We start from the raw sequence: 24711 nt of genomic DNA, 5'->3' as shown, positions 1-24711 counted from the left end.
GGCTGCGGTGTACGAGACCGACGGCGGGCTGGTGGTCAGCGCCGGCGACCTGACCGGTTTCCTGGCCTGCGAGCACCTCACCCGGCTCTCCCGCGAGGTCGCCCGCGGCGAGCGCGGCCGGCCCCCCGCGGCCGACCCCATGACCGAGCTGGTCGCCGGCCACGGCATCGCGCACGAGGAGCGGCACGTGCAGCGGCTGCGCGACCGCGGTCTGTCGGTGGTGGAGATCCCCGCGCCCGGCCGCGGGGCGGCCGACCTGCTGCAGGCCCAGGAGCAGACCGTGGCGGCGATGCGCGCGGGCGCCGACGTGGTGTACCAGGCCACCTTCTTCGGCACCCGCGAGGCCGGGGTCACCTGGCGGGGGCACGCCGACTTCCTGCTCAGGCGCACCGACCGGTCCAGCGACCTGGGTCCCTGGGCCTACGACGTCGCCGACACCAAGCTCGCTCGCCGGGTGAAGGTGCCCGCGGTGCTGCAGATGGCCCTCTACGGCCGGCTGCTCGCCGGCCTGCAGGGCGTGCCGCCCGAGCTGCTCACCGTCGTCACCGGCGACCAGCAGGAGCTGGCCTTCCCCTACGCCGACGCGGAGGCCTACACCCGCGCCGCGGTCGGCCGCTTCCTCGCCCGGCTCGCCGACGAGCGCTTCGCCCCGGCCTACCCGGTGGCGCACTGCGGCGTGTGCCCCTGGCGGGCCACCTGCACCGAGGCCTGGCGGGCCGCCGACCACCTCTCGCGGGTGGCCTTCCTGCGCCGCGACCACGCCGTCGCCCTCGCCGACGCCGGCATCACCACCACCGCGGCGCTGGCCGCCCGCACCGCCGACGAGCTGCCCGACACCATCGGGCGCGCCTCGCGCGAGCGGATCACCCGGCAGGCCGCGCTGCAGCGGGCCGAGGTCGAGACCGGGGTGCCCGGCTACGCGTTCCTGCCCCGGGTGCCCGGCGCCGGGTTCGAGCTGCTGCCCCCGCCCAGCCGCGGCGACCTGTTCTTCGACATCGAGGGCGACCCGTTCACCGGCGACCACGGCCTGGAGTACCTCTGGGGCCTGCTCGACCGCGACCAGCGCTACACCGCCTACTGGGGCTGCACGCCGGCGACCGAGCGCGACGGGTTCGAGCAGCTGGTCGACCACCTCGTCGCCGCGCTGGCCGCCGACCCCGACGCGCACGTCTACCACTACGCGCCCTACGAGCCGGCCCGGCTCACGGCGCTCTCCGCCCGGTACGGCACCCGGCAGGCCGAGGTCGACCGGCTGCTGCGCGGCGGGGCGCTGGTCGACCTGTACGCGGTGGTCCGGCAGGGCCTGCAGATCAGCAAGGAGTCCTACTCGATCAAGCAGGTCGAGGACTTCTACCGCGGGCACACCCGCCCGCACGGCGCGGCGGTCTCCGACGCCGGCGCCTCGATCCTGGCCTTCGAGGAGTGGCAGGCCACCGGCGAGCAGCGGCTGCTCGACGAGATCCGCGACTACAACCGCGACGACTGCCTGTCCACGCTGCAGCTGCTGGGCTGGCTCGAGGAGCGGCGCACCGAGCTGGTCGCCTCCGGCGTGCCGCTGGGCCGCCCGCTCGACGCCGACCCCGACCCCAGCCCCACCGCCGTCGCGGCCGATGCGGCCCGGGCCGCGCTGGAGGCCCGGCTGCTGACCGGGCTGCCCGAGCGGGCCACCGACCGCACCCCCGACGAGCAGGCCGTCTGGCTGCTGGCCCAGCAGCTGGGGTGGCACGCCCGCGAGGCGCGGTCGGAGTGGTGGGAGCACTTCCGGCTGCGGGCGCTCACCCCGGCCGAGCTGGAGCGGGAGACCGCCGCGCTGGGCCCGCTGGACCCACCCGTCGTGCTCGGCACGGTCGGCCCCCGGGTGCACGTCGCCCACCGGTTCCCGCCGCAGGAGACCAAGCTGGCACCCGGTTCCAGGGTCGACCAGGTCCCGGTCGCGGACGACGGCCGCGCCGTGCGCGCCGAGGTCGTCTCGCTGGACGGCGCCACCGGCGAGCTGGTGCTGGCCCGCCCGCTGGACCGGGTCGGCGACCACGCGCAGGGCCTGCTGCCGCCCGGCCCGCTGGAGGCCCGCCACCACCGGGCGGCGCTGCTCGAGCTCGGCGGCGCCGTCGCCGACGGCGGGCTCGACGGCCTCGGGGTGCGCACCGCGGCGGCCGACCTGCTGGCCCGCCGGCCGCCGCGGCTGCGGACGGGCACGCCCCTGGTGGTCGAGGGCGAGACCGCGGCCGAGCGCACCCGCCGGCTCGTCACGGCTCTCGACGGCGGGGTGCTGGCCGTGCAGGGCCCCCCGGGGGCGGGCAAGACCCACGCCGGTGCCCGCGCCGTGCTCGACCTGGTCCGCGCCGGCCGGCGGGTGGCCATCACCGGCACCAGCCACAAGGTGGTCGGCAACCTGCTCGACGGGGTGCTGCGGGCCGCCCGCGAGGCCGGCACCACCGTGCGGGCGGTGCAGAAGGCCCCGGCCGGGCAGCGGTGCAGCGCGCCCGAGGTGGTCGGCACCGACGACAACGGCACGGTGACCGACCTGCTCGACGCCGGCGACGTCGACGTGGTGGCCGGCAGCACCTGGCTGCTCACCCGCCCCGACCTGGCCGGCCGGCTCGACGTGCTGGTGGTCGACGAGGCCGGCCAGCTGTCGCTGGCCGACACCCTGGCCGTGTCCCGGTGCGCCCGCGACCTGGTGCTTCTCGGCGACCCGCAGCAGCTGCGCCAGCCCGGCCGCGGGATCCACCCCGACGGCGCCGACGTCTCCGCCCTGCAGCACGTCATCGGCGAGGACGACGTGCTGCCCGCCGGGCGCGGTGTGTTCCTGGACCGGTCCTGGCGGATGGCGCCGGCGCTGTGCCGGGTGGTGTCCGAGCTGTCCTACCGCGGTCGGCTGCAGCCCTCGCCGACCACCGCGGTGCACCGCGTCGAGCTGCCCGACCGACGGGCGGCACCGGCGGGCATCGGCTGGGTCCCGGTGGTGCACGAGGGCAACGGGTCGGCGTCGGGGGAGGAGGCCGCGGCCGTCGCCGAGCTGGTCGGTGACCTGCTGGGCCGGCCGTGGGCCGACGCCGCCGGCGTCCGGCCGGTGTCCGAGGCCGACGTCCTGGTCGTCACGCCGTACAACGCGCAGGTCAACCGCATCCGCTCGGCGCTGGCCGAGGCCGGGCTGGCGGGCGTCGAGGTGGGCACCGTCGACAAGTTCCAGGGCCGCGAGGCCGCGGTGTCGATCTTCTCGCTGGCCGCCTCGAGCGGTGCCCACGTGCCGCGCAGGCTGGACTTCCTGCTCGACCGGCACCGGCTCAACGTGGCCCTGTCCCGGGCCCGGACGGTGGCCTACGTGGTGGGCAGCCCGGCGCTGCTGACCTCCCCGGTGCACACGCCCGACCAGCTACGACTGGTCAACGGGCTGTGCCGGCTGGTCGAGCACGCGACCGGCGTGGGAGCCGCCGCGACGACGTGAGCCGCGCCGCGCACGAAACCCTGGTGCGACCACGCGCTGTACCGATACGGTCACGTCGCGGTTCAAGCACGACGGGGGGCGGACCGCAGGCGGCGGGAGGACCAGGATGAGCGTGCACGAGCCGGCATCGGTGGTGGCCGCCCGTCAGCTGGCGGCCGAGGCGCAGGAGACCTGGTCCACCCGCGCGCCGCGCGGGTTGGCCGAGCGGGTGGCCCGCCGGCGCGCCGAGCAGCAGCGGCAGGGAGCGGTCGCCGCGGTGGCCGGCGAGGGCTGAGCGCCCACCAATCAGCCCCCGGTGCGCAGACCCAGGAGCGCACGGGGGCGCTCGCCGGGGCGCCCGCGGAGCCGCGGCCGGGGTCAGGGGCCGCGCTCCGGGGCTGGGACGGGCGGCGGCCGGGGGAGAGACCTCCCGGCCGCCGCCCGCCGGACCCCCCACAGAGGTCCAGCCGCCGTGCCCGGACGGGCGGCGGCTCACCCCGGGTTCGCGGTCAGGCGCCCGGGCGGTTCAGGTCACCGGCTCGCTGTCGGCCAGCCAGCCGGCGAGCCGCTCCATGTAGGCCGCCTGGGCCGGGTAGTCCATGCCGATGTACTCCCACGGGTACACCTGCCCGGCCTGCGCGGCGGGCAGCAGCCCGTAGGTCGGCTGGGTGGCCATCTCCTCGGGGCTCATCGCACCGCGCAGCGAGTACAGGATGACGTCGCTGCGGTAGTCGGTCACCGACTCCCAGCCCGCGGTCTGCCAGTAGTACTCCTCGCCGCCCGGGTCGAGGAACTGCACGCCGAGGTCGGCGTACATCCGCAGCGACGGGTCGTCGGGGGCCTTGGCCATGTAACAGCCCTCGCCGGCGTAGGCGGCCACCGGAAGCACGGTGACGCCGGAGGAGGCGGCCTCGGTCAGCTCCGCCGCGGCGGCGTCGAAGTCGGCGCGCTCGGCGGCGATCGCGTCCTCGTCGGCGCCCACCGAGACGGCGAGGTCGGCGGTGCGCTCGATGACGTCCGCGGCCGACCCGGTCCAGCCCAGGACCACGACCGGCGCGATCTGCTCCACCTGCTCCAGCTGCGCCAGGTCCTGGAAGCCGTAGGGCACGCCCTCGGGGTCGATCTCCCCGCCGCTTGTGGTCGGGTAGACGGTGGTCACCACCAGGTCCGGGTCGGCCGCGGCCAGCGCCTCGAGGTCGATCTCGCCGTAGCTGGTCCCGACCAGGGCGACGTCGGAGAGGTCCTTGCCCTCGAAGGCCACGTCGTCGGCGGCCGACGTCTGGCCGAAGGTGGCCACCGGCGCGACCCCGTAGTTCCACAGCGAGGAGACGACGTCGTTGAGCCCGGCGACCCGGTCGGGGGCCTCGTCGAGGGTCACGGTGACCCCCCGGTCGTCGGTGAACTCCCAGCCCTCGGCGGGCGCGGCGGCGTCCTCGGTGGGGTCGGAGCCGCAGCCGGCGACGGCGACGGCCGTCCCGACGGCGAGGAGTCCGCCGACGAGGCGGCGGGGGGTTCCGAGCACGGTTCCTCCTGCTGGTGCGCGGGGGCGGTTCCCCCGGATGGCCGGTTAGGCTAGCCTCACCTGCACACCGCACGAACCGCCGACCCGGGAGCGCGCATGAGCACGGCCACCGAGACCCTGCAGCCGACCTGGCGGTGCTTCGAGACCACCGTGGCGCGCACCGAGCGGCTGTCCCCGGGCTTCCTGCGGCTGACCCTGACCGGCCCCGACCTGCACCTGTTCGGCGCGGGCGGTGCCGACCAGCGGTTCAAGCTGCTCATCCCGGTCGAGGGCGCCCCGGCCGTCGACCTGCTCGCGGTGACCGGTCCCGACTGGTACGAGGCCTGGTGCGCGCTGCCCGACGAGGTCCGCCCCGCCATGCGCACCTACACCGTGCGGGCGGTCCGCCCCGAGGTCGCCGAGCTCGACGTCGACGTGGTGCTGCACGGCATCCGCCCCGACGGCAGCGCCGCCCCCGACGCCGGCCCGGCCGCGACGTGGGCCGCCCGCGCCGTCCCGGGCGACCCGATGGTCGTGCTGGGCCCCGACCGCCCCGGGTCGGGTCGGATGTGGGGCGTGGAGTGGGCCCCGCCCGCCGACGCCGGCACGCTGTTCCTGGCCGGTGACGAGACCGCCGTCCCCGCGATCGCCTCGGTGCTGGAGTCGCTGGCCCCCGGCCCGCGGGTGGTCGCGGTGCTCGAGGTCCCCGGGGCGGCGGACTTCCTGTCGCTGCGGCTGCCGGCCGGCGTCGACGTCCGCTGGCTGGCCCGCGGGTCGCGCGCCCGCGGTGAGCTGCTGGAGCCGGCCGTGCACACCGCGCTGTGCGAGCTGGGCATCGCCCGCGGGGTCCCCGGCGCCGACCCGGGCGAGCCGGTCGAGGACGGCATCCTCTGGGAGGTGCCCGAGGCCGGCGCGGCCACCGGCTGCTACGCCTGGCTGGCCGGCGAGGCCGGGATGGTGAAGGGCCTGCGCCGGCGGCTGGTCCGCGACCTCGGCGTCCCCCGGGACGCGGTGGCGTTCATGGGCTACTGGAAGGTCGGGTCCCGCGGCTGAGCCGGCGGTCGGCGGCCCGGTGCTCGTCGACGTCGCCAACGTCGTCGGGTCCCGACCGGACGGCTGGTGGCGGGACCGGGCCGGGGCGTCCAGCCGCCTGCTGACCCGGCTCGTGACCCTCGACCGCGACGTGGTCGCGGTGGTCGAGGGCCGGGCGCGCGACGTCCCGGACGTCCCCGGCGTGCGGCTGGTCCGCGCGGCCGGCAGCGGGGACGACGCCCTGGCCGCCGAGGCGGCCCGGCTGGGCACCCCGCTGGTCGTGGTGACCGCCGACCGCGGGTTGCGCGCGCGGCTGCCGGCGGGCACGACGGTGCACGGGCCCGGCTGGCTGCTCGACCTGCTGGACCGGGGCTGACCCCGGCCCAGCAGGTGCGGGTCAGGCGGGGGTGAGCACCGCCCGGCGCCGGTTGCGGCCGGGCAGGGACGCGGCCAGGGCCAGGGCCAGCGCGACGCCGTCCTCGAGGACGGCGGCCTGCCAGTCCGGGATGCCGGCCGAGTCCGCCCAGCGGCGCCAGCCCAGCCCGCCCCAGGTGCCGGCCGCGGCCCCGACGAGCCCGGCCAGGATCGGGACGGCGGCGTTCGCGTCCTCCCGCGCGGCCAGCGCCCCGGCGCCGCCCGCGGCGGAGGCGAAGCGCACCGGCAGGCCCTGCGGGTCGGTCCGCGGGGGCGTCGCCTCGAGCTTGTCGGCGTAGAGCTCCCCGCCGACCGCGGCCACCGAGGCAGCCTTGCGCAGCGCCCCGCCCTCGGGGTTGGTCAGCGCTGGGGCGGCCAGCCCGAGCGAGCTGCGGCAGCCGGTGGCCACCCCCAGCAGCAGCGACCGGACGGTCAGCCCGCCCGACGCCTTGCGCCGGGGCTTGTCTCCCGACGCGGGGATGGCCTCGACGACGGCCTGCACGGCGGCGCCGTACGCCAGGTGCGGCAGGGCGTCGGACGCCCAGTCGCGGCGGGACCACGAGCGCGGGTCGTCGACACCGAGCGCGGCGATGGTGCCGTCGGTCAGCGCCATCGCGGCGGCGCCGGTGGTGACCGCGCCGACGGTCGAGGGCAACCGGACGCCGGCGGAGCGGACCAGGCTCGCCAGCACGCCCACGGCCACGCCGTTGCCGATGCCGGACAGCGCGCCCAGGGCGGTGCGGCGGTTGGCCCGCTCGCTCCGCTTCCCGGGCACCTTGGTGCCCGCGACGCCGGCGAGGGCGTCGATGGTCTGCTCGGGGGTACTGCTGGCGTCGCGGCCGCGCACCGCCATGTCGAGGTAGGTGACGGCGTTGAGGACGGTGGTGCCGGCCGCGCCCGCGGCCAGCCCCCGTGCGAAGGACCCGGTCATGGACCGACCCTGCGGCCTGGGCCGGTGGGCGGCAACCCGGTGGCCCGGCTCACGTAAGGACCATCACGGCTCCCACCTGCGTCTTCTGCAGGCATTGCCCAGGTCCGGCTGGCACCGTGGGAACCGCGCCCGAGGTCGTGTGCCCACTCCCACCACCCGCGCCCCTTCTTCCCCCTGCGAGGTCCTCCCGTGTCCGCACCCTTCTTCCTGCGTGCCCGCTCACCGGTCGGCCGGCTCGTCCGCGGCGCCGCCGGCCGCGCGCCCGCGCCCTCGCTGTCCCGGCTGCGCGCCGCCGTCGCCGCCCTGTTCGCCCTCGACGGGTTCGTCTTCGGCACCTGGGCCGCCCGGGTCCCCGACGTGGCCACCCGGGTCGGCGCCGACCACAGCACCCTCGGGCTGGCGCTGCTGTGCCTGTCGCTGGGTGCACTGGCCTGCATGCAGCTCACCGGCGCACTCGCCGCGCGGCTCGGACCAGGCCTGGTCGCCGCCCTCGCCGGGGTCGCGGTCTGCGCCAGCGCGGTGCTGCCCGGGCTCGCCACGTCGGTGCCCGCGCTCTGCGCCGCGCTGCTGGCCTTCGGCGCCGCGACCGGGGCGGTGAACGTGGCCGCGAACAGCGTCGGTGTGCAGGTCGAGTCCCGCGCCGGCCGGCCGGTGCTGTCCGGGCTGCACGCCGCGTTCAGCTTCGGCGGGCTCGGTGGTGCGCTGCTGGGTGGCCTGGCCGCGGCCGTGCTCGCCGTCCCGGCGCACCTGGTCGTGGTGGCCGGCGCCGGCCTGCTGCTGGTCGCGGTGCTCGTGCCGGTGCTGGTGGGGGCCGACGCCGCGCCGGTGGTCGAGGCACCGGTGCCCGAGGACGCGCCCCGCCGCCGCCCGACCGCCGTCCTGGTGGTGCTGGGCTGCATCGCCGGCGCGACCGCCTACGGCGAGGGCGCGCTGACCGACTGGGGCGCGCTGCACCTGCGCGAGGACCTCGGCGCCACCTCCGGGCTCGCCGCCGCCGGCTACGCGGGCTTCGCCCTGGCCATGGCGTGCGGGCGGCTGGCCGGCGGTGCGCTGGTGGCCCGGCTGGGCGAGCGGCGGCTGCTGGTCGGCGGCACCCTGCTCGCCGCGGCGGGCGCGCTGCTGGCGGTGACGACGCCGTCGGTGGTGCTCGCGCTGGCCGGGTTCGGCGTCGTCGGGCTCGGCCTGGCCAACGTCTTCCCGCTGGCCGTCGCCCGGGCCGGTGCGCTGGGCGGGTCGCGCGGCATCGCGCTGTCCACCACCGTCGGCTACACCGGCCTGCTCGGCGGTCCGCCGGCGATCGGGTTCCTGGCCGCGCACGCCGGGTTGCCGGTCGCGCTCGGCACCGTGGCGCTGCTCGCCGGGGCCGCCGCCGTCCTGGTGGCCCTGGTGGACGGCGACCGGGTGTGCGTGCCCGCGGTGGACCTGGCGCCGGTGCACCGCGCCGCCGGGGACCTGCGCATCCTCGCCGTCGCCTGACGCCGTCGGCGCCGTCCCCGCGCCGCCGGGGCAAGGGATCCCCTCCCGCACGCACGCGCCGGATCCGTGGTGCAGGGGCTCCCTTGCCTCGGCGGGGTTGACCCCTCGGCTAATGGGTGTAGCTTTTGGCTAACGGCTTTAGCTGCAGGAGGACGACATGACCGAGCACCTCACCCTCGACGGGGGCACCCTGGCCTACGAGGTCACTGGCGGGCCCGGTCCGCTCGTCGTGCTGGCGCACGGCATGGGCGACGACCGGCAGGCCTACCGCCACCTCGTGCCCCGGCTGGTCGAGGCCGGGTACCGGGTCGCCGCGGTCGACCTGCGCGGCTGCGGGGAGTCCAGCGCGCCGTGGCCCTCCTACAGCCGCACCGACATCGCCGGCGACCTGCTCGCCCTGGTCCGCCACCTCGGCGGCCCGGCGGTGCTGGTCGGGCACTCGATCTCCGGCGGCGCGGTCACCGTGGCCGCGGCGCGGGCGCCCGAGCTGGTCACCGCGCTGGTGGAGCTGACCCCGTTCACCAGGAAGCAGGCCATCGCGCTGCGCGACCTGCGCTCGGCGCGGTTCCGCCGCGGCATGCGGCACCTGCTCGGCGCCGGGCTGCTGGGCAGCGTGGGCCAGTGGCGGAAGTACCTCGACGTCGCCTATCCCGGCGCGAACCCGGCCGACTGGCAGCAGCGGCTGGACCACGTGACCGCGATGCTGGGCGAGCCGGGCCGGATGGCCGCGCTCAAGGGGATGGGCACCACCCCCGCCACCGACGCCGGGGCCGCGCTCCCCGCCGTTCGCTGCCCGGTGCTGGTCGTGCAGGGCGAGCTGGACCCCGACTGGGCCGATCCCCGCGCCGAGGGCGAGGCGGTGCTCGCCGAGCTGCCGGCCGGGCTGGGCCGGCTCGTGGTGCTCGAGGGCGCCGGTCACTACCCGCACCACCAGGTGCCCGACGCCGTCGCCGACGCCGTGCTGCCTTTCCTGGCCGGCGTCCGTGCCTAGGGCGGGCCTGGACCCCACCTCGGTGGTGGCCGCCGGCGCCGAGCTGGCCGACGAGGTCGGGCTCGGGGCGCTGACCATGGGCGGGCTGGCCGAGCGGGTCGGCGTGCGGACCCCGTCGCTGTACAAGCACGTGGCCGGGCAGGAGGACCTGGTCCGCCGGATCGCCGCCCTGGCGCTGTCAGAGTCCGCGGTCGCGATCGGCACGGCGATCCAGGGCCTGGCCGGCCGCGACGCCCTCGCCGCCGCGGCGCAGGCCTTCCGGGCCTACGTGCTGGCCCACCCGGGGCGGTACGCCGCGACCGTCGGGCTGGAGCCGGCCGGTCAGGACGACCCGCTGGTGGCCGCGGGGGTGCGTGCGCTGGCCGCGTTCCGCGCGGTGCTGCGCGGCTACGACCTGCCCGCGGCCGAGGAGGACCACGCGCTGCGCACGCTGCGCAGCGCGTTCCACGGCTTCGCCACCCTGCAGGCCGCGCGCGGGTTCCAGTGGTCCGCCGACGTCGACGAGAGCTTCGGGTGGATGGTCGACCTCCTCGACCGCGGGCTGCGCCGGGCCTGAGCTACGCCTGGACGACCTTGTCCCGGTAGCTCTCGATGATGTCCATGAACTCGCGCAGCTCGGGCTCGGGGACGCCGACGAAGTCCAGGGTCGCCTCGATCTCCTTGGCGACGGCGTCGAACCCGGCCGTGTCGATGGACAGGTGCTCGTGCGCGGTGTCCATGTCGTGGCCGATGTAGCACTTCGGGCCGCCGGCGGCCTCGATGGACCACGACGTCACCAGCCACTTGTATCCGGGGGCGTTGGCCGGGTTGCCGTGGTGCTCGTGCACCTTCTCGTTGGCGTTGACCTTGACGTTCTGGAACAGCCGGTCGACCAGGATGTCGACGGCGCCGGCGATGCCGTAGCACCCGCCCAGCCGCTCGTAGAGCGTCGCGTTCCCCGGCTGGACGGCGGGGGCGGTGGCCGGGTCGGCCTCGGGGGCGAGGCGACGGGTGTCGGGGACGTGGGCGACCTCGGGCGTGGCGGTCATGGCGGGCTCCCTGGGGTGGTCGACGCTGATCACGGGGGGAGGACCCTCCCCCTGGGTGTGACGCAGGTTACTTGCGTGCAAGACGATCGGGCAATGCCTTCTCGGCGGCCGGCCGGGCGAGGATGGGGCCGTGGAACGGGTGACCGGCATCGGCGGCGTCTTCCTGCGCTCGGCGGACCCGGGCGCGCTGGGCGCCTGGTACCGCGACCACCTCGGCGTCGGGGTCGACCCGGACGAGCCGTGGCAGCAGGATGCCGGTCCGACCGTGTTCTCCGGCTTCGCCGCCGACACCGACTACTTCGGTTCGCCCCGCCAGCAGGTGATGCTCAACTTCCGGGTGCGCGACCTGGGGGCGATGCTGGCCCAGCTGCGGGCCGCCGGCGCCGACGTCTCCGACGACGTGCAGGACATGGACGGCGTCGGCCGGTTCGGCTGGGTCACCGACCCCGAGGGGAACCGCGTCGAGCTCTGGCAGCCCGCCTGAGACCTGCCCGCGCCGCGCCTACCCTCGGGGCATGCCGTCCGCCCGCAAGCCGCTGGACGAGCTCCGCGAGACCGTCGGCCGGCTGGGCGAGCAACTGCCCCGGCCCGGCGGGCGCGGCGTGGACGACCTGGTCGCCGAGCTCTTCGGCGGGGGACGGACCGCGCCGGGCCGGCCGCTGGCCGAGGTCCAGGCCGACCTCGCCGGGCTCACCGGCCTGACGGCGGTCAAGGAGCAGGTGCAGGCGCTGGTCGCGTTCCTGCAGGTGCAGGCCCGCCGCAAGGAGCACGGCCTGGCCGAGGCGGCGACCAGCCAGCACCTGGTCTTCCTCGGCAACCCGGGGACGGGCAAGACCACGGTGGCGCGGCTGCTGGCCGAGATGTACCGGGCGGTCGGGCTGCTGCAGAAGGGCCACCTGGTCGAGGTCGACCGTGCCGCCCTGGTCGGGCAGCACGTGGGCGCGACCGCTATCAAGACCGACCGGGTGGTCCGGCAGGCGCTGGACGGCGTGCTGTTCATCGACGAGGCGTACTCGCTGGCACCCGACGGCGACGGCCGGCTGGACTTCGGGCCGGAGGCGATCGAGGTCCTGCTCAAGCGCATGGAGGACCACCGGCACCGGCTGGTGGTGATCGTGGCCGGCTACCCCCGGCTGATGGAGTCCTTCCTGGCCTCCAACCCGGGGCTGCGGTCCCGGTTCGGCCGGGAGATCCGGTTCCCCGACTACTCCACGGCCGAGCTCGAGGCCATCTTCGTCAGCATCGTGGCCCAGCACGAGTACCTGCTCGAGCCCGGCGCGGAGACCACCTTGCGCGCCACCCTGGCCGGCATCCAGCCGGGCGAGGACACCGGCAACGCGCGCTTCGCCCGCACCCTGTTCGAGCAGGCCCTCAACCGGCAGGCGCTGCGGCTGACCCGGGACGGCAGCGCGGCGTCGCTGAGCCGCGCCGACGTCTCCACGCTGACCGCCGACGACGTCGCCGAGGCAGCCCGCACGCTCGGCGCCTAGTCCTCCAGCAGCCAGACGGCGGCGTCCGGCGGCAGCACACCGGCGGCCTTGACGGCGGTCGAGGAGGCCAGCAGCAGGGTCCCGCCCGGGACCAGGGCGGTGGCCGTGCCCATGTTCAGCACGCAGCGCACGGTCTCGCCGTCCCCGGTGCAGGTGACGGTGAGGACGTCGCCGTCGACCTGCACGGTCGCCGTCCCCGAGCCCAGCGCCGGGTGGGCCGCGCGCAGGGCCAGGGCGCGGCGGTGCAGGGTCAGGGCGGAGCCGCCGTCCCTGCTCTGCCGGGAGACGGCGTGGTGGTCCCAGCCCTCCGGGATGGGCAGCCACGGGTCGGCCGCGCCGTCGGGGGAGAAGCCGACGCCGGGGGACTCGTTCCACGGCATCGGCACCCGGCAGCCGTCGCGGCCGGCGCGGGCGCCGCCGCTGCGGTGGAAGATCGGGTCCCGCTTGGCCTCGTCGGGGACGACGGCCTGCGGCAGGGCGAGCTCGTCGCCGGCGTAGAGGTAGGGCGACCCGGGCAGCGCCATGAGCAGCAGGGCCGCGGCCCGGGCGCGCGCGGTGCCGACCGCGCCGCCGCCGAACCGGGTGACCTGGCGGTCCTTGTCGTGGTTGCCCAGCACCCAGGAGACCGGGGCGCCGACCGAGGCGAACGCGTCCAGCGCGGTGGACACGGCCTCGCCGAAGGCGCCGGCGTCCCACCCGGACTTCAGCAGCCGGAAGGAGAAGGACTGGTGCATCTCGTCGGGGCGGGAGTACAGCGCCACCTGCTCCAGGTCGGCCAGGCAGACCTCGCCGACGAGCATGGTGTCCGGGTACTCGTCGCAGACCGCGCGCCAGCGCCGCCACACGTCGTGCACCTCGGGCTGGTTCCAGGTCATCGCCTGCTCGGGGCCGTGGCCGAACAGGGTGGGGGAGTAGGCGCCGGGGTTGTCGCGCAGGCCGGCGTCCTTGAACAGGCCGTAGGCGACGTCGACCCGGAAGCCGGAGACACCGCGGTCGAGCCAGAAGCGCAGGGTGGCCTCGAAGTCGTCGCCCACGGCGGGGTCGCGCCAGTCGAGGTCGGGCTGCTCGGGGGCGAACAGGTGCAGGTACCAGCGGCCGTCGGGGGTGCGCGACCACGCCGGGCCGCCGAACAGCGAGCGCCAGTTGTTCGGCGGCTCCTCCGACGGGGGTGCGAAGTGGTAGCGCTTCGCCTCGGGGGAGTCGGGGTCGGCCAGGGCCGCCTGGAACCACGGGTGCTGGTCGGAGGTGTGGTTGGGGACGACGTCGAGCACCACGCGCAGCCCGAGCGCGCGGGCGTCGGCGACCAGTGCCTCCAGGTCGGACACGTCGCCGTAGTCGGGGTCGACCGCGCGGTAGTCCACCACGTCGTAGCCGCCGTCGGCGCCGCCGGAGGGGTAGTGCGGGTTGATCCACAGCGCGTCGACGCCCAGCCACACCAGGTACGGCAGCCGGGAGCGCAGCCCGGCCAGGTCACCGATGCCGTCGCCGTTCGAGTCGGCGAAGGAGCGCAGGTAGACCTGGTAGACCACCGCGGTCCGCCACCAGTCCTGCTCGGTCGCGGGCGCGACGGGGGACCGCAGTGCCGTCAGCCGGGGTGCCATGTGTCCACCCTGAGTGCTCGACTGCGCACAAGCTGTGAGGCGGGTCACCAGTTTCCGGCTCGGTTCCTGGCGGATCTCGCCAGGACGGCAGGTCAGCCGTGCTGCAGGCAGCTGGTGAACGCGGCGACCATGTGCGGCACGTCGAGGGCACTGCACAGCTCGCGGGCCGAGTGCATGGCCAGCTGCGGGGCGCCGACGTCGACCGTCGACAGGCCCAGCCGGGTGGCGGTGAGCGGGCCGATGGTCGAGCCGCACGGCAGGTCGGCGCGGGACACGAAGTGCTGCACCGGCACCCCGGCGTCCTGGCACCGCTCGGTGAACCAACCACCGCTCACCGCATCGGTGGCGTAGGCCTGGTTGGCGTTGAGCTTGAGCACCGGCCCGCCGCCGAGCGCCGGCTGGTGCGAGGGGTCGTGCCGCTCGGGCCGGGTGGGGTGCACCGCGTGCGCCATGTCCGCGCTGACCAGCTTCGACGCCGCGATCGTGCGGGCGAACCCCTGCGGGCCGTCGGCCAGCCGCGACACGACGTCCTCCAGGAACGACCCGCGCGCCCCCGACGCCGACCCCGACCCGACCTCCTCGTGGTCGTTGCAGACCAGCACCTGCGTGTGACGCGTTTCCGCGGAAACAGCCAGGAGAGCCAGAAGCCCCGAGTGGCAGCAGGCCAGGTCGTCCAGCCGGGGCGCGGCCACCCACGACCCGTCGGCCCCGGCCCGCGCCGCGGGCTGGGTGTCGGCCAGCACCAGGTCGTGACCCACCACGTCGGCGGCCGACACCCCGGCGGCCGAGGCCAGCGCCTCCAGCAGGCCGGGCTCGGTCGACAGCTCCGACCCCCACACCGGCTGCAGGTGCCGCTGCGGGTCCAGGGTCAGCCCCTCGCGCACCGACCGGTCCAGGTGGATCGCCAGCGACGGCAGCCGCAGCGGCGCACCGGGGAGCGTCGCCAGCACCGTCGTCCCGCCGCGCAGCGCGAGGCGGCCGGCGACGGTGAGCTCGCGGTCCAGCCAGGTGTGCCACAGCCCGCCGCCGTAGGGCTCGACGCCCACCAGCCGGTAACCGGCCTGCCGCAGGTCGTGGCGCGGCCGCACCCGGAAGGTCGGTGAGTCGGTGTGCGCCCCGATGATCCGCAGGCCGGCCTCCGCCACCGGGTCCGAGCCCACCCGGACGGCGACCACGCTGGCCCCCCGCACGGTGAACACGGCGTCCCCGGGGGCCAGTTCCCACACGTCGCGCTCGGCCAGCTCCCGGAACCCGCCCGTGGTCAGCCGGCGCGCGATCTCGGCGGCCGCGTGCCCGGGGGAGGGCGAGGCGTCGACGAAGGAACGGAGGTCGTCACCGAGGGAGAGGTCCACGTCCTGGAGTCTCCCGTACCGTTCGGCGCCGCACCCCGAACCCCTGGAGACCCCGCATGACCGGCACGACCATCGGTGTCGAGGAGGAGTTCCACCTCGTCGACCCGGCCACCGGGGCCCTCGCCGCCAGCTCGCAGGTGGCCGACGCCGCCGTCCTCGGCCGGGCCGGCACGCACGTGCAGCCCGAGATCTCCACGACCCAGCTCGAGACCGCCACCGGCATCTGCCGCACCCTCGCCGACGTCCGCGCCGCGCTCGAGGAGACCCGCGCGGAGGCCGTCGCCGCCGCGCAGACCGACGGGCTGACCGTGCTCGCCGCCTCCACCCACCCGTTCTCGGCCCCCGAGGACCTCCGGCTCACCGACGCCCCGCGCTACCGCGTGATGGTGCAGCGCTGGGCCGCCCTCGCGCAGAGCCAGGACATCTGCGGCACCCACGTGCACGTCGGCGTCGACGACCTGGACACCGCCGTGCACGTCATGGACCGCGCCCGGCCCTGGCTGCCGGTGCTGCTGGCGATGACCGGCAGCTCCCCGTTCCACGACCGCGCCGACACCGGCTACGAGTCCTGGCGCACGGTGTGGTGGTCGCGCTGGCCGGTGTCCGGCCCGCCCGAGCCGCTCGGCGACGCGGCCGGGTACGCCGACGTCGTCCGGCGGCTCGTCGGCGCCGGCCTGGTCCCCGACGGCTCCCAGCTCTACTGGGACCTGCGGCCCTCCACCCACGTGCCCACGCTGGAGTTCCGGATGGGCGACGTCTGCACCGACCTGGACGACGTCGTGCTGCACGCCGCCCTCTGCCGCTCGCTGGTCTCGGTGCTCGCGGCCCACGACGGGGAAGCCCCCGTCACCAGGCCCGAGCTGCTCCGCGCCGCCCGCTGGAAGGCCGCCCGCGCGGGCCTCACCGGGCAGCTGCTGGACCCCGCGACCGGCGAGCTGGTGCCCGCGTCCACCGCCGTCCGGGCCCTGCTCGAGCTGCTCGGCCCCGACCTGGACAGCCGCGGTGAGCTCGCCGAGGTGACCGGCCTGGCCGAGCAGCTGCTGGCCCGGGGGACATCGTCGGCGCGCCAGCGTCAGGTGCTGGCCCGCACCGGCGACCCGGGCGCCGTCGTCCGCGACCTGCTGCAGGTGGCCGGCACCGCGCCGTAACAGCGGGGCATTGCCGCCGACACCCAGCAGGTCCACAGTGAGCGCCACCCGACGACCGGAGGCCCCGCTGTGACCACTGAATCCCCGGCGCAGACGAACGACTACCTCGCCAAGCGGCAACTGCGCACCGGGACGGCGGGCTGGCCGCTGCTGGCCGGCCTCGGCGTCGCCGCCGTCATCTCCGGCGACTACGCCGGCTGGAACTTCGGCCTCGCCGAGGGCGGGTTCGGTGGCCTGCTCATCGCCACCGTGCTCATGGGCGTCATGTACACCGCCATGGTGTCCGGCCTCGCCGAGCTCGGCGCCGCGCTGCCGACCGCGGGCGGCGGCTACACCTTCGCCCGGCGCGCGCTCGGGCCCTGGGGCGGCTACGCCACCGGCGTCGCCGTCCTCATCGAGTACGCCATCGCCCCGGCCGCCATCGCCACCTTCATCGGCGGCTACGTGGAGTCCCTCGGCCTGTTCGGCATCACCGACGGCTGGTGGGTCTACCTCGCCGTCTACGCGATCTTCATCGGCATCCACCTGATGGGCGTCGGCGAGGCGCTCAAGGTCATGATGGCCATCGCCGCGGTCGCCGTCGTCGGCCTGGTGCTCTTCCTGCTCGGCGCGATCCCGGCCTTCGACGCCGCCAACCTCACCGACATGGCGCCCACCGACGCCGCCGGGGCGTCGGAGTGGCTGCCCTTCGGCGTGCTCGGCATCTGGGCCGCGTTCCCCTTCGGCATCTGGTTCTTCCTCGCCGTGGAGTGCGTGCCGCTGGCCGCCGAGGAGGCCAAGGACCCGGCCCGCTCGATGCCGCGCGGCATCGTCGCGGCGATGGGCGTGCTCGCCGTGCTCGCCGTCCTCATGCTGGTGTTCACCACCGGCGCCGGGGGAGCGCAGCTGATCAGCGAGTCGGCCAACCCGCCGGTGGACGGCCTGCAGCCCGGTGCCCTGCAGACGGTCGTGAACTACATGGGCCTGGTCGGGCTGGTCGCCAGCTTCTTCTCCATCGTCTACGCCTACAGCCGGCAGACCTTCGCGCTCTCCCGCGCCGGGTACCTGCCGAAGTCGCTGTCGGTCACCAACAGCCGCAAGGCCCCGGTGCTGGCCCTCGTCGTCCCCGGCGTCGTCGGGTTCCTGCTCACCCTCACCGGCCAGGGCGCGGTGCTGCTCAACATGGCCGTGTTCGGGGCGGCGCTGTCCTACGTGCTGATGATGACCAGCCACATCGTGCTGCGCCGCCGCGAGCCCGACCTCGAGCGGCCCTACCGGACGCCGGGCGGCACGGCGACGACGACGGTCGCGCTGGTGCTCGCCGTCCTCGCGGTGCTGGCCACCTTCCTGGTCGACCCGCTCGCCGCCGGTCTCTGCCTGCTCGCCTTCGCGCTGTTCATGGCCTACTTCGCCTTCTACTCCCGGCACCACCTGGTGGCCTCGGCGCCGGAGGAGGAGTTCGCGGCGCTGGCCGCGGCGGAGGACGACGTCCGATGACGGCGCGCCGGGCAACGGTGGCCGGCCACACCTACGAGTTCCCGACGCTGGTCGAGGTGATGGCCAAGGCCACCCCGGCCCGGTCGGGCGACGTGCTGGCCGGCTGCGCGGCGACGTCGGAGGCCGAACGGGTCGCCGCGCAGACCGTGCTGGCCGACCTGCCGCTGACCACGTTCCTCGACGAGCAGGTGGTCGGCTACGACGAGGACGACGTCACCCGCCTGGTGCTCGACACCCTGGACGCCGCAGCCCTGGAGCCGGTGCGCGCCCTGACCGTCGGGGGCTTCCGGGAGTGGCTGCTCGCCCGCGCGGCCGCCGGTGACGAGCCGGCCATCACCGGGCTGGCGCGGGGCCTGACGCCGGAGATGGCGGCGGCGGTGTCGAAGCTGATGCGCAACGCCGACCTGGTCGCCGTCGGCCGCCGGGCCCGGGTGATCACCGGCCTGCGCTCGACCATCGGGCTGCCCGGCCGGCTGGCGTCGCGGTTGCAGCCCAACCACCCCACCGACGACGCGCTCGGCGTCACCGCGTCGCTGCTGGACGGGCTGCTGCACGGCTCCGGCGACGCGGTCATCGGCATCAACCCGGCCACCGACTCCCCGGCGCAGACCATCGCGCTGCTGGAGCTCATCGACGCGGTGATCAGCCGGTACGAGATCCCCACGCAGTCGTGCGTGCTGGCCCACGTGACGACCACGCTGCGCGCGCTGGAGAAGGGCGCGCCGGTGGACCTGGTGTTCCAGTCGGTGGCCGGCACCCAGGGCGGCAACGAGGGCTTCGGCGTCACCCTGGACCTGCTCACCGAGGCCCGCTCCGCCGCGCTCGAGCTGGGGCGGGGCACCGTGGGGTCGAACGTGACCTACTTCGAGACCGGGCAGGGGTCGGCGCTGTCGGCCGGTGCGCACCTGGGCGTGGGCGGCCGGCCGGTGGACCAGCAGACCCTGGAGTGCCGCGCCTACGGGGTGGCCCGGCACTACGACCCGCTGCTGGTCAACACCGTCGTCGGGTTCATCGGCCCGGAGTACCTCTACGACGCCAAGCAGGTCATCCGGGCCGGGCTGGAGGACCACTTCTGCGGCAAACTGCTCGGCCTGCCCATGGGTGTGGACGTCTGCTACACCAACCACACCGACGTCGACCCCGACGACACCGACACCCTCACGCTGCTGCTGGGCGCGGCCGGCTGCTCGTTCGTCATCGCCGTCCCGGGCTCGGACGACGTGATGCTGCACTACCAGTCGCTGTCCTTCCAGGACGTGCTCACCGCGCGGCAGGTGCTCGGCCTGCGCCCGGCGCCGGAGTTCGAGGCGTGGCTGCAGCGGATGGACCTGGTCGACGACGCCGGCCGGGTGCGCGAGCTGACCGCCGACGCACCGCAGGCCCGCGCGCTGCTGGCGGCGGCCCGGTGAGCGACGCGTTCGACGTGCTGCGCTCGGCCACCCGGGCGCGGGTGGCGCTGGGCCGGGCCGGGGACGGGCTGCCCACCGACCGGCTGCTGGAGTTCCGCGCCGCGCACGCCGCCGCCCGGGACGCGGTGCACACGCCCCTGGACGTCGACGCCCTCGTCGACGAGCTCGCCGGCACGGGGCTCGACGTGCTGACCGTGACCTCCGCGGCGCCGGACCGGGCCACCTACCTGCAGCGCCCCGACCTCGGCCGCCAGCTGGCCGAGGGCACGCGGCTGCCGGGCGGGGAGCACGACCTGGCGCTGGTGGTCGCCGACGGGCTCTCGCCGCGCGCGGTGGCCGACCACGCCGCCGGGACGGTCTCGGCGGTGCTGGAGCGGCTGGCCGGCTGGTCGGTGGCCCCGCTGGTGGTGGCCACCCAGGCGCGAGTGGCGCTCGGCGACCCGGTGGGTGAGGCGCTGGGCGCCCGGATCGTCGTCGTCGTGATCGGGGAGCGGCCGGGCCTGTCGTCGGCGGACAGCCTGGGGCTCTACCTGACCTGGGGTCCGCGGACGGGCCGGGCCGACAGCGAGCGCAACTGCATCTCCAACGTCCGGCCGCCGCACGGGCTGTCCTACGCGCAGGCCGCCGAGACCCTCGCCGGCCTGCTGCTGGCCTCGCGCGAGCTCGGCGCCTCGGGCGTCGTGCTCAAGGACGAGGGGCCGGCACTGGAGTGATGACTTCCGCGCCCGCCCGCCGTCTGGAGGGCATGCGCAGAGTCATCGCCTACGAGCTGCTGTCCCTGGACGGCGTCGCCGAGTCGCCCGACGAGTTCATCGACACCTGGGACGACGTCCTGGACGCGAACCTGGCCGAGGTCATCGGCACGCAGACCGACGTCGTGCTCGGCCGGCGCAGCCACGACGAGTGGGCGCACTACTGGCCCACCAGCGACGTCGAGCCGTTCGCCACGTTCATCAACGCGGTGCCCAAGCACGTCGCGACCTCGACCCCGCTGCCCGGCGGCTGGGGTGCGGTGGCCATCGAGGGCGACGTCGCCTCGTTCGTGCGCGGGCTGCGCGCCTCCGACGGCGGGGACATCGGGGTGCACGCCAGCATCTCGCTGGTGCAGACGCTGCTGGCCGCGGACCTGGTGGACGAGCTCCGGCTGGTGGTGGCACCCGCCGTCGCCGGGAAGGGCAGGCGGCTGCTGGACGGCGTGCCGGCCACCCGGCTGGAGCTGGTGCGGTCGCAGGCCACACCGACCGGCTCCCTGCTGCTGACCTACCGCCCCCGCCGGCTCGCCGACTGACAGCTCAGCGGGCGCCCGGACCCCGGTCCCACCCCCTCAGCTGCCACTCGACGGGGCACGCGTCGAGCGGTCCCGCGGCTGGGCCCAGTGGGGGAGGTGGCGCAGCTGCCGGCGCACCCGCTGGGCCAGCCGACCGCGCCGGGTGGTGGGCCGGGGCAGGAAGGAGATCCCGTCGCGGGCCTCGACCATGGGCGAGCCGGGCTCGTCCTGCGCGACGGCCCGGTCATCGGCCGCGGCGGCCTCGGCACGGGCGTGCAGGCGGGCCCGGACGTCGTCGGCCGTGTAGGCCCGGCGCTGCCGCTCGTCCCGGGCCAGCACCACCCCGGTGGCCGCCACCCCGGCCAGTCCGGCGAGCCCGAGCAGCTTCCCGACCGTCCCCGCACGCATGCCCGGCACCGTAGCGGCCGGGCGGGCAGCGGGGGTCAGCGGCGGCTGGGGAGGGTGAGCACCTCGACGCCGTCCTCGGTGATCGCCACGGTGTGCTCGCTGTGCGCGGTGCGGCAGCCGGTGGCGCTGCGCAGGGTCCAGCCGTCGTCGTCGGTGACCAGCTCGTCGGTGTCGGCCATGACCCACGGCTCCAGCGCCAACAGCTGACCCGGGCGCATCTTCATGCCGCGCCCGGCCCGGCCGTCGTTGGGCACGTGCGGGTCCTGGTGCATGGTCGTGCCGATGCCGTGGCCGCCGAACTCGGTGTTCACCGAGTAGCCGGCGCCGCGCAGCACCTCGCCGATCGCGGCCGACACGTCGCCGAGCTTCACGCCCGGGCCGGCGGTCTCGATGGCGGTGGCCAGCGCGCGCTGGGTGGTCTCGATCAGCCGCACGCTCTCGGCCGGGCGGGAGTCGCCGACCACGAAGCTGATCGCGGAGTCCGCGGCGACGCCGCCGAGCACCACGGCGAGGTCGAGGCTGAGCAGGTCGCCGTCGCGCAGGTCGTAGTCGTGCGGCAGGCCGTGCAGGACGCCGTCGTTGACCGAGGTGCAGATGTAGTGGCCGAAAGGACCGCGGCCGAAGGAGGGGGCGTAGTCGACGTAGCAGGAGGTCGCCCCGGCGCCGAGGATCATCTCCTTCGCCCAGGCGTCGATCTGGAGCAGGTTGGTGCCCACGGTCGCCCGGTCGCGGAGCGAGTACAGGACGTCGGCGACCAGCGCGCCGGTCTCCCGGGCGCGGGCGACCTGGGAGGGGGAGAGGATCTCGATCACGCCGGCCATGTTATCCCGGTACTAGTATCCCGCCCATGGTCCGGTTGCCCCTCACCCCCGACGACGTCGAGCGCGGCCGGCGGCTGGGCGCGCTGCTGCGCCGGGCCCGCGGCGGGCGCACCCTGCTCGACACCGCGCTGGCCGCCGGCATCTCCCCGGAGACGCTGCGCAAGATCGAGTCCGGTCGGGTGGCCACCCCCGCCTTCACCACCGTCGCCGCGGTGGCCGCCGAGCTCGACCTGTCCCTCGACGAGGTCTGGGCGCAGGTCGCCTCCCCGGCCGGCGCGTCGCTGGCCTCCTGACCGTGCTCACCCTCGACGCCGCGGTCGACCTGACCCGCACCGGCGACGTCTGGCTGTTCCGCGGCGCCTCGGTCGCCGACCGGGCCATCCAGACGCTCACCAACTCCCCGGTCAACCACGTCGGCATGGCCGTGGTGCTCGACGACCTGCCGCCCCTGCTCTGGCACGCCGAGCTGGGCAGGTCCCTGCCCGACGCCTGGACCGGCACCCACCAGCGCGGCGTGCAGCTGCACGACCTGCGAGACGCGGTGCAGGTGTGGCGGCAGAAGTACGGCCAGCGCGCCTGGCTGCGCCAGCTGGTCGGCCCGGCCGACGACGGCGGGGTCACCCCGGCCATGGAGGACGCCGTGCTGCGGGCGGTGGCCCGGCACGACGGCCGGCCCTTCCCGACCACGGCGCGGCTGGCCCGGGGCTGGGTCAGTGGGCTGGTGAACCGGCGCACCGACGCCGAGACCATCTTCTGCGCCGAACTCGTCGCGGCGACCTACACCGCGATGGGCCTGCTCCCCGAAGACCGGCCGCTGAACTCCTACGACCCGGGCAGCTTCTGGTCCGGTGACCGGCTCGAGCTCGTCGATGCCCGGCTGGGCCCCGAGGTCGCCGTCGACGTGCCGGCCACCGGCCCGTTCAGCCCCGCAGGCGGCCCAGCAGCTCGGTGAGGGTGGGCTCGGCGGGCGACCAGCCCAGCTCGCGGCGGGCCTTCTCGCCGGTGGCCTGCTGGTCCAGCAGCAGCGCACCGCCGAAGGCGCCCAGCCGCTCCAGGGTGGACTCCTCGGTCGTGCCGACCGCCCGGACGCCGGCCGCCTCGGCGATCTCGGCGACCGTGGGGTTGTCGCCGTTGACACCCAGGTAGGTGCTGCCGGCCGCGCCGTGGGTGAGGGCCAGGACGTAGAGCCGGCCGAGGTCGGCGGCGTGCACCGTCGTCCAGTGCTGCGCGCCGCTGCCCGGCAGCTGCACCGCGCCGTCGTCGTCGGTCGGGCCGCCGAGCACGGCCGCCGTGATGCCGGCGACCTGGCCGTCCTGCTCGGCGTAGACGATGCCGGGCTCGACGAGGACACCGCGCACGCCGTCGGCACCGGAGGTGACCCGGGCGTCCAGCGGCTCGCGCCACGCGGTCAGGTCCGGCGCATCGCGCGGGGTGTCCTCGTCGACGGTGCCCGAGCCGTGCACCCACACGCCGCCGGTGTGCACGTAGGGCTTGCCGCTGCCGCTGATCGCGCCCAGCACCGCGTCCAGGAACGCGGCGTCCACGTCGGCGCTGGTGGCGTCGCCGGGGGAGGCGGTGTGGATGATGCCCTCGGCCGCGGTGGCCTCGCGGGCCAGCAGGTCGGCGTCGGTGAGGTCGCCGCGCACGGCCGTCGCGCCGGCGGCCTCGACCGCGGCGGCGGAGGAGTCGCTGCGCGCCAGGGCGCGGACGGTGTGGCCCTCGGCCACCAGGGCCGCGAGCACGGAGGAGCCGACGAGTCCGGTGCCACCGGTGAGGAAGACGTCCATGCCCGCGTCAAGCCGTCGCAGCCGGGGAGGATTCCCGCACCCGGTAGGTCGTCTGCACCATGCCGCCGCCGAGCACCTCGGTGGACACGTGCTCCAGGTCGACGTCGTGCGGCAGCGGGCCGAACAGGCTGAACCCCTCGCCGACCAGCACCGGCACCCGGGACAGGCACAGGGTCTGCACCCGGCCGCGGGCCAGCAGCTGGCGCACCGTCGACCCGCCGTCGAGGTAGACCCGCGCGTACCCGGCCGCGTCGAGCGCGGCGACGGCGTCGTCGAGGGAGCGGTGCACGGTGATCCGCGGGTCGGCGGCCGGGTCGAGGGTGCTGCTGACCACGTGCACCGGCTTGCCCTGGTAGGGCCACTCCGCCACGGGGGCGATCACCCGGTAGGTGCTCCGGCCCATGAGCAGGGCGTCGACCGAGCCGACGAAGTCGGTGAACCCGGCGTCGCCGGGCTCGCCCGAGCCGTCGGTGCGGTCGAGGAAGTCCAGGCCGTCGTCGGGCCGGGAGATGTAGCCGTCGACGCTCATGCCCAGGAACACGTGCCCGGTGAATGCCATGCGGCACCGTGGCACGCACCTCCGACAGAACCATTCCCCCTCTTCCGGGTGGACCGGTTCCGATTGCGCGCAACCTGATCGGGGGCGACGCCGACGGTGCACGCATGACCACCACGCTCACCGCGCCGGCCCCGGTCGCGTCCCTCGACGCGGCGCTGCTGCCCGGCCCCACCGCCCTGCACCACCGCATCGAGGACCGCCTGGTCACCGCCGCTGAGCACCCCGCCTCGCTGGTGGTCATCGGCCTGCTGCGCAAGGACACCGGCTGGCCGCTGTCCTCCGGCGCGCTCACCACCGTCACCGCGCTGCTGGCCGGCGCCCTCCGGGGCGAGGACTGGCTGGCCCGGGAGGACCACACCGAGTTCGGCGTGCTCGTCGAGGGCACCCCGGCCGCCGCCGACACCGTCGCCGCCCGCATGGCCGGCGTGGTCACCGGCGCGGTCACCGGCCTCATCGCCTGCGCCGGCGTCGCCACCCTCGAGCCCGGGCTGACCGCCCACGAGGTCGAGCGCCGCGCCGTCCTGTGCCTGGACGCCGCCCGGCACCGCGGCGCCAACGCCGTCGTGCACTACGCCGGCACCCGCTGACCCGGC

Annotated in this window: 26 protein-coding genes; 17 read left to right on the top strand and 9 right to left on the bottom strand. The window is 76.0% G+C overall.

Annotated features, from left to right (window positions below; genetic code table 11):
• Positions 1-7: 7 nt before the first annotated feature.
• Together BLT39_RS11315 and BLT39_RS22440 are read left to right on the top strand one after the other, a co-directional pair.
• Positions 8-3448, top strand: a complete 3441-nt coding sequence (locus BLT39_RS11315) for a TM0106 family RecB-like putative nuclease (protein ID WP_091062730.1) — start codon at positions 8-10, stop codon at positions 3446-3448.
• Positions 3449-3554: 106 nt separating this feature from the next.
• Complete coding sequence (locus tag BLT39_RS22440; protein WP_165640247.1) at positions 3555-3722, top strand: hypothetical protein; 168 nt, start codon at positions 3555-3557, stop codon at positions 3720-3722.
• 231 nt (positions 3723-3953) lie between these two features.
• Here BLT39_RS22440 and BLT39_RS11310 read toward each other — a convergent pair whose 3' ends face one another.
• On the bottom strand, positions 3954-4949 hold the full coding sequence (locus BLT39_RS11310) for an ABC transporter substrate-binding protein (protein WP_091062728.1): 996 nt from the start codon (positions 4947-4949) through the stop codon (positions 3954-3956).
• 96 nt (positions 4950-5045) lie between these two features.
• Between BLT39_RS11310 and BLT39_RS11305 the strand changes: the two genes are divergently transcribed.
• Positions 5046-5981 carry a siderophore-interacting protein gene (locus BLT39_RS11305; RefSeq protein WP_091062726.1) on the top strand — a complete coding sequence of 312 codons (936 nt, stop codon included), beginning with the start codon at positions 5046-5048 and terminating at the stop codon, positions 5979-5981.
• Between the two features lie 19 nt (positions 5982-6000).
• Complete coding sequence (locus BLT39_RS11300; protein WP_091062724.1) at positions 6001-6336, top strand: hypothetical protein; 336 nt, start codon at positions 6001-6003, stop codon at positions 6334-6336.
• Between the two features lie 21 nt (positions 6337-6357).
• On the opposite strand, the gene BLT39_RS11295 is transcribed toward BLT39_RS11300, so the two are convergent.
• Positions 6358-7305: a hypothetical protein gene (locus tag BLT39_RS11295; RefSeq protein WP_091062722.1), complete on the bottom strand. Its 948-nt coding sequence runs from the start codon at positions 7303-7305 to the stop codon at positions 6358-6360.
• A 189-nt stretch (positions 7306-7494) separates the two neighbouring features.
• Between BLT39_RS11295 and BLT39_RS11290 the strand changes: the two genes are divergently transcribed.
• The 3 genes from BLT39_RS11290 (at position 7495) to BLT39_RS11280 (ending at position 10328) form a co-directional block, all read left to right on the top strand.
• On the top strand, positions 7495-8781 hold the full coding sequence (locus BLT39_RS11290) for an MFS transporter (RefSeq protein WP_207507862.1): 1287 nt from the start codon (positions 7495-7497) through the stop codon (positions 8779-8781).
• 157 nt (positions 8782-8938) lie between these two features.
• Positions 8939-9772, top strand: coding sequence for an alpha/beta fold hydrolase (locus tag BLT39_RS11285; RefSeq protein WP_091062720.1), 834 nt, complete (start codon positions 8939-8941; stop codon positions 9770-9772).
• A complete protein-coding gene (locus BLT39_RS11280) occupies positions 9765-10328 on the top strand; it encodes a TetR/AcrR family transcriptional regulator (RefSeq protein WP_242658326.1) in 564 nt (187 codons plus the stop codon). The genes BLT39_RS11285 and BLT39_RS11280 overlap by 8 nt, the downstream gene beginning before the upstream one ends.
• A 1-nt stretch (position 10329) precedes the next feature.
• Here BLT39_RS11280 and BLT39_RS11275 read toward each other — a convergent pair whose 3' ends face one another.
• Positions 10330-10800, bottom strand: coding sequence for a group I truncated hemoglobin (locus BLT39_RS11275; protein WP_091063094.1), 471 nt, complete (start codon positions 10798-10800; stop codon positions 10330-10332).
• Positions 10801-10930: 130 nt separating this feature from the next.
• On the opposite strand from BLT39_RS11275, the gene BLT39_RS11270 reads away from it, so the two are divergent.
• Positions 10931-11284, top strand: coding sequence for a VOC family protein (locus tag BLT39_RS11270; RefSeq protein ID WP_091062716.1), 354 nt, complete (start codon positions 10931-10933; stop codon positions 11282-11284).
• 31 nt (positions 11285-11315) lie between these two features.
• Complete coding sequence (locus tag BLT39_RS11265) at positions 11316-12290, top strand: AAA family ATPase (protein ID WP_091062714.1); 975 nt, start codon at positions 11316-11318, stop codon at positions 12288-12290.
• Here BLT39_RS11265 and BLT39_RS11260 read toward each other — a convergent pair.
• Complete coding sequence (locus BLT39_RS11260) at positions 12287-13891, bottom strand: glycoside hydrolase family 13 protein (protein WP_091062712.1); 1605 nt, start codon at positions 13889-13891, stop codon at positions 12287-12289. The two genes, BLT39_RS11265 and BLT39_RS11260, sit on opposite strands and share 4 nt — an antisense overlap.
• 92 nt (positions 13892-13983) lie before the next feature.
• Positions 13984-15243, bottom strand: coding sequence for a M18 family aminopeptidase (locus BLT39_RS11255; RefSeq protein WP_091062711.1), 1260 nt, complete (start codon positions 15241-15243; stop codon positions 13984-13986).
• Positions 15244-15299: 56 nt separating this feature from the next.
• Between BLT39_RS11255 and BLT39_RS11250 the strand changes: the two genes are divergently transcribed.
• The 5 genes from BLT39_RS11250 to BLT39_RS11230 all read left to right on the top strand — a co-directional run bounded on the left by BLT39_RS11250 (position 15300) and on the right by BLT39_RS11230 (position 20564).
• Positions 15300-16391, top strand: coding sequence for a carboxylate-amine ligase (locus tag BLT39_RS11250; protein WP_091062708.1), 1092 nt, complete (start codon positions 15300-15302; stop codon positions 16389-16391).
• 69 nt (positions 16392-16460) lie between these two features.
• Complete coding sequence (gene eat, locus BLT39_RS11245) at positions 16461-17867, top strand: ethanolamine permease (RefSeq protein ID WP_091062707.1); 1407 nt, start codon at positions 16461-16463, stop codon at positions 17865-17867.
• The gene (locus BLT39_RS11240; RefSeq protein ID WP_091062705.1) at positions 17864-19276 is read left to right on the top strand and encodes an ethanolamine ammonia-lyase subunit EutB; all 1413 of its coding nucleotides are present in this window, start codon (positions 17864-17866) and stop codon (positions 19274-19276) included. The genes eat and BLT39_RS11240 overlap by 4 nt, the downstream gene beginning before the upstream one ends.
• Positions 19273-19989, top strand: coding sequence for an ethanolamine ammonia-lyase subunit EutC (gene eutC / locus BLT39_RS11235; protein WP_091062703.1), 717 nt, complete (start codon positions 19273-19275; stop codon positions 19987-19989). The genes BLT39_RS11240 and eutC overlap by 4 nt, the downstream gene beginning before the upstream one ends.
• Entirely contained in the window at positions 19989-20564 is a 576-nt protein-coding gene (locus BLT39_RS11230) for a dihydrofolate reductase family protein (protein WP_207507860.1), read from the top strand. The genes eutC and BLT39_RS11230 overlap by 1 nt, the downstream gene beginning before the upstream one ends.
• 36 nt (positions 20565-20600) lie before the next feature.
• Here BLT39_RS11230 and BLT39_RS11225 read toward each other — a convergent pair whose 3' ends face one another.
• Both BLT39_RS11225 and map read right to left on the bottom strand, forming a co-directional pair.
• The gene (locus tag BLT39_RS11225; RefSeq protein WP_091062700.1) at positions 20601-20951 is read right to left on the bottom strand and encodes a hypothetical protein; all 351 of its coding nucleotides are present in this window, start codon (positions 20949-20951) and stop codon (positions 20601-20603) included.
• Between the two features lie 35 nt (positions 20952-20986).
• Positions 20987-21763 carry a type I methionyl aminopeptidase gene (gene map, locus BLT39_RS11220; RefSeq protein WP_091063091.1) on the bottom strand — a complete coding sequence of 259 codons (777 nt, stop codon included), beginning with the start codon at positions 21761-21763 and terminating at the stop codon, positions 20987-20989.
• Between the two features lie 35 nt (positions 21764-21798).
• On the opposite strand from map, the gene BLT39_RS11215 reads away from it, so the two are divergent.
• Together BLT39_RS11215 and BLT39_RS11210 are read left to right on the top strand one after the other, a co-directional pair.
• Positions 21799-22065, top strand: a complete 267-nt coding sequence (locus tag BLT39_RS11215; RefSeq protein ID WP_091062698.1) for a helix-turn-helix domain-containing protein — start codon at positions 21799-21801, stop codon at positions 22063-22065.
• Positions 22066-22067: 2 nt separating this feature from the next.
• A complete protein-coding gene (locus BLT39_RS11210) occupies positions 22068-22724 on the top strand; it encodes a hypothetical protein (protein WP_242658325.1) in 657 nt (218 codons plus the stop codon).
• Here the strand turns inward: BLT39_RS11210 and BLT39_RS11205 are convergent.
• Positions 22693-23559 carry an NAD-dependent epimerase/dehydratase family protein gene (locus BLT39_RS11205; RefSeq protein ID WP_091062693.1) on the bottom strand — a complete coding sequence of 289 codons (867 nt, stop codon included), beginning with the start codon at positions 23557-23559 and terminating at the stop codon, positions 22693-22695. The two genes, BLT39_RS11210 and BLT39_RS11205, sit on opposite strands and share 32 nt — an antisense overlap.
• Before the next feature lie 7 nt (positions 23560-23566).
• Positions 23567-24118 carry a dihydrofolate reductase family protein gene (locus BLT39_RS11200; RefSeq protein ID WP_091062691.1) on the bottom strand — a complete coding sequence of 184 codons (552 nt, stop codon included), beginning with the start codon at positions 24116-24118 and terminating at the stop codon, positions 23567-23569.
• Positions 24119-24222: 104 nt separating this feature from the next.
• Here BLT39_RS11200 and BLT39_RS11195 point away from each other — a divergent pair, with 104 nt between their 5' ends.
• A complete protein-coding gene (locus BLT39_RS11195; RefSeq protein WP_091062689.1) occupies positions 24223-24705 on the top strand; it encodes a nucleotidyl cyclase domain-containing protein in 483 nt (160 codons plus the stop codon).
• The last annotated feature ends 6 nt before the right edge of the window (positions 24706-24711 follow it).

Origin of the sequence: Klenkia brasiliensis (genome assembly GCF_900100695.1) — a bacterium.
GTDB lineage: Bacteria > Actinomycetota > Actinomycetes > Mycobacteriales > Geodermatophilaceae > Klenkia > Klenkia brasiliensis.
The sequence above is the reverse complement of the archived record's forward strand: the minus strand, read 5'-3'. Positions and strand labels throughout refer to the sequence as shown.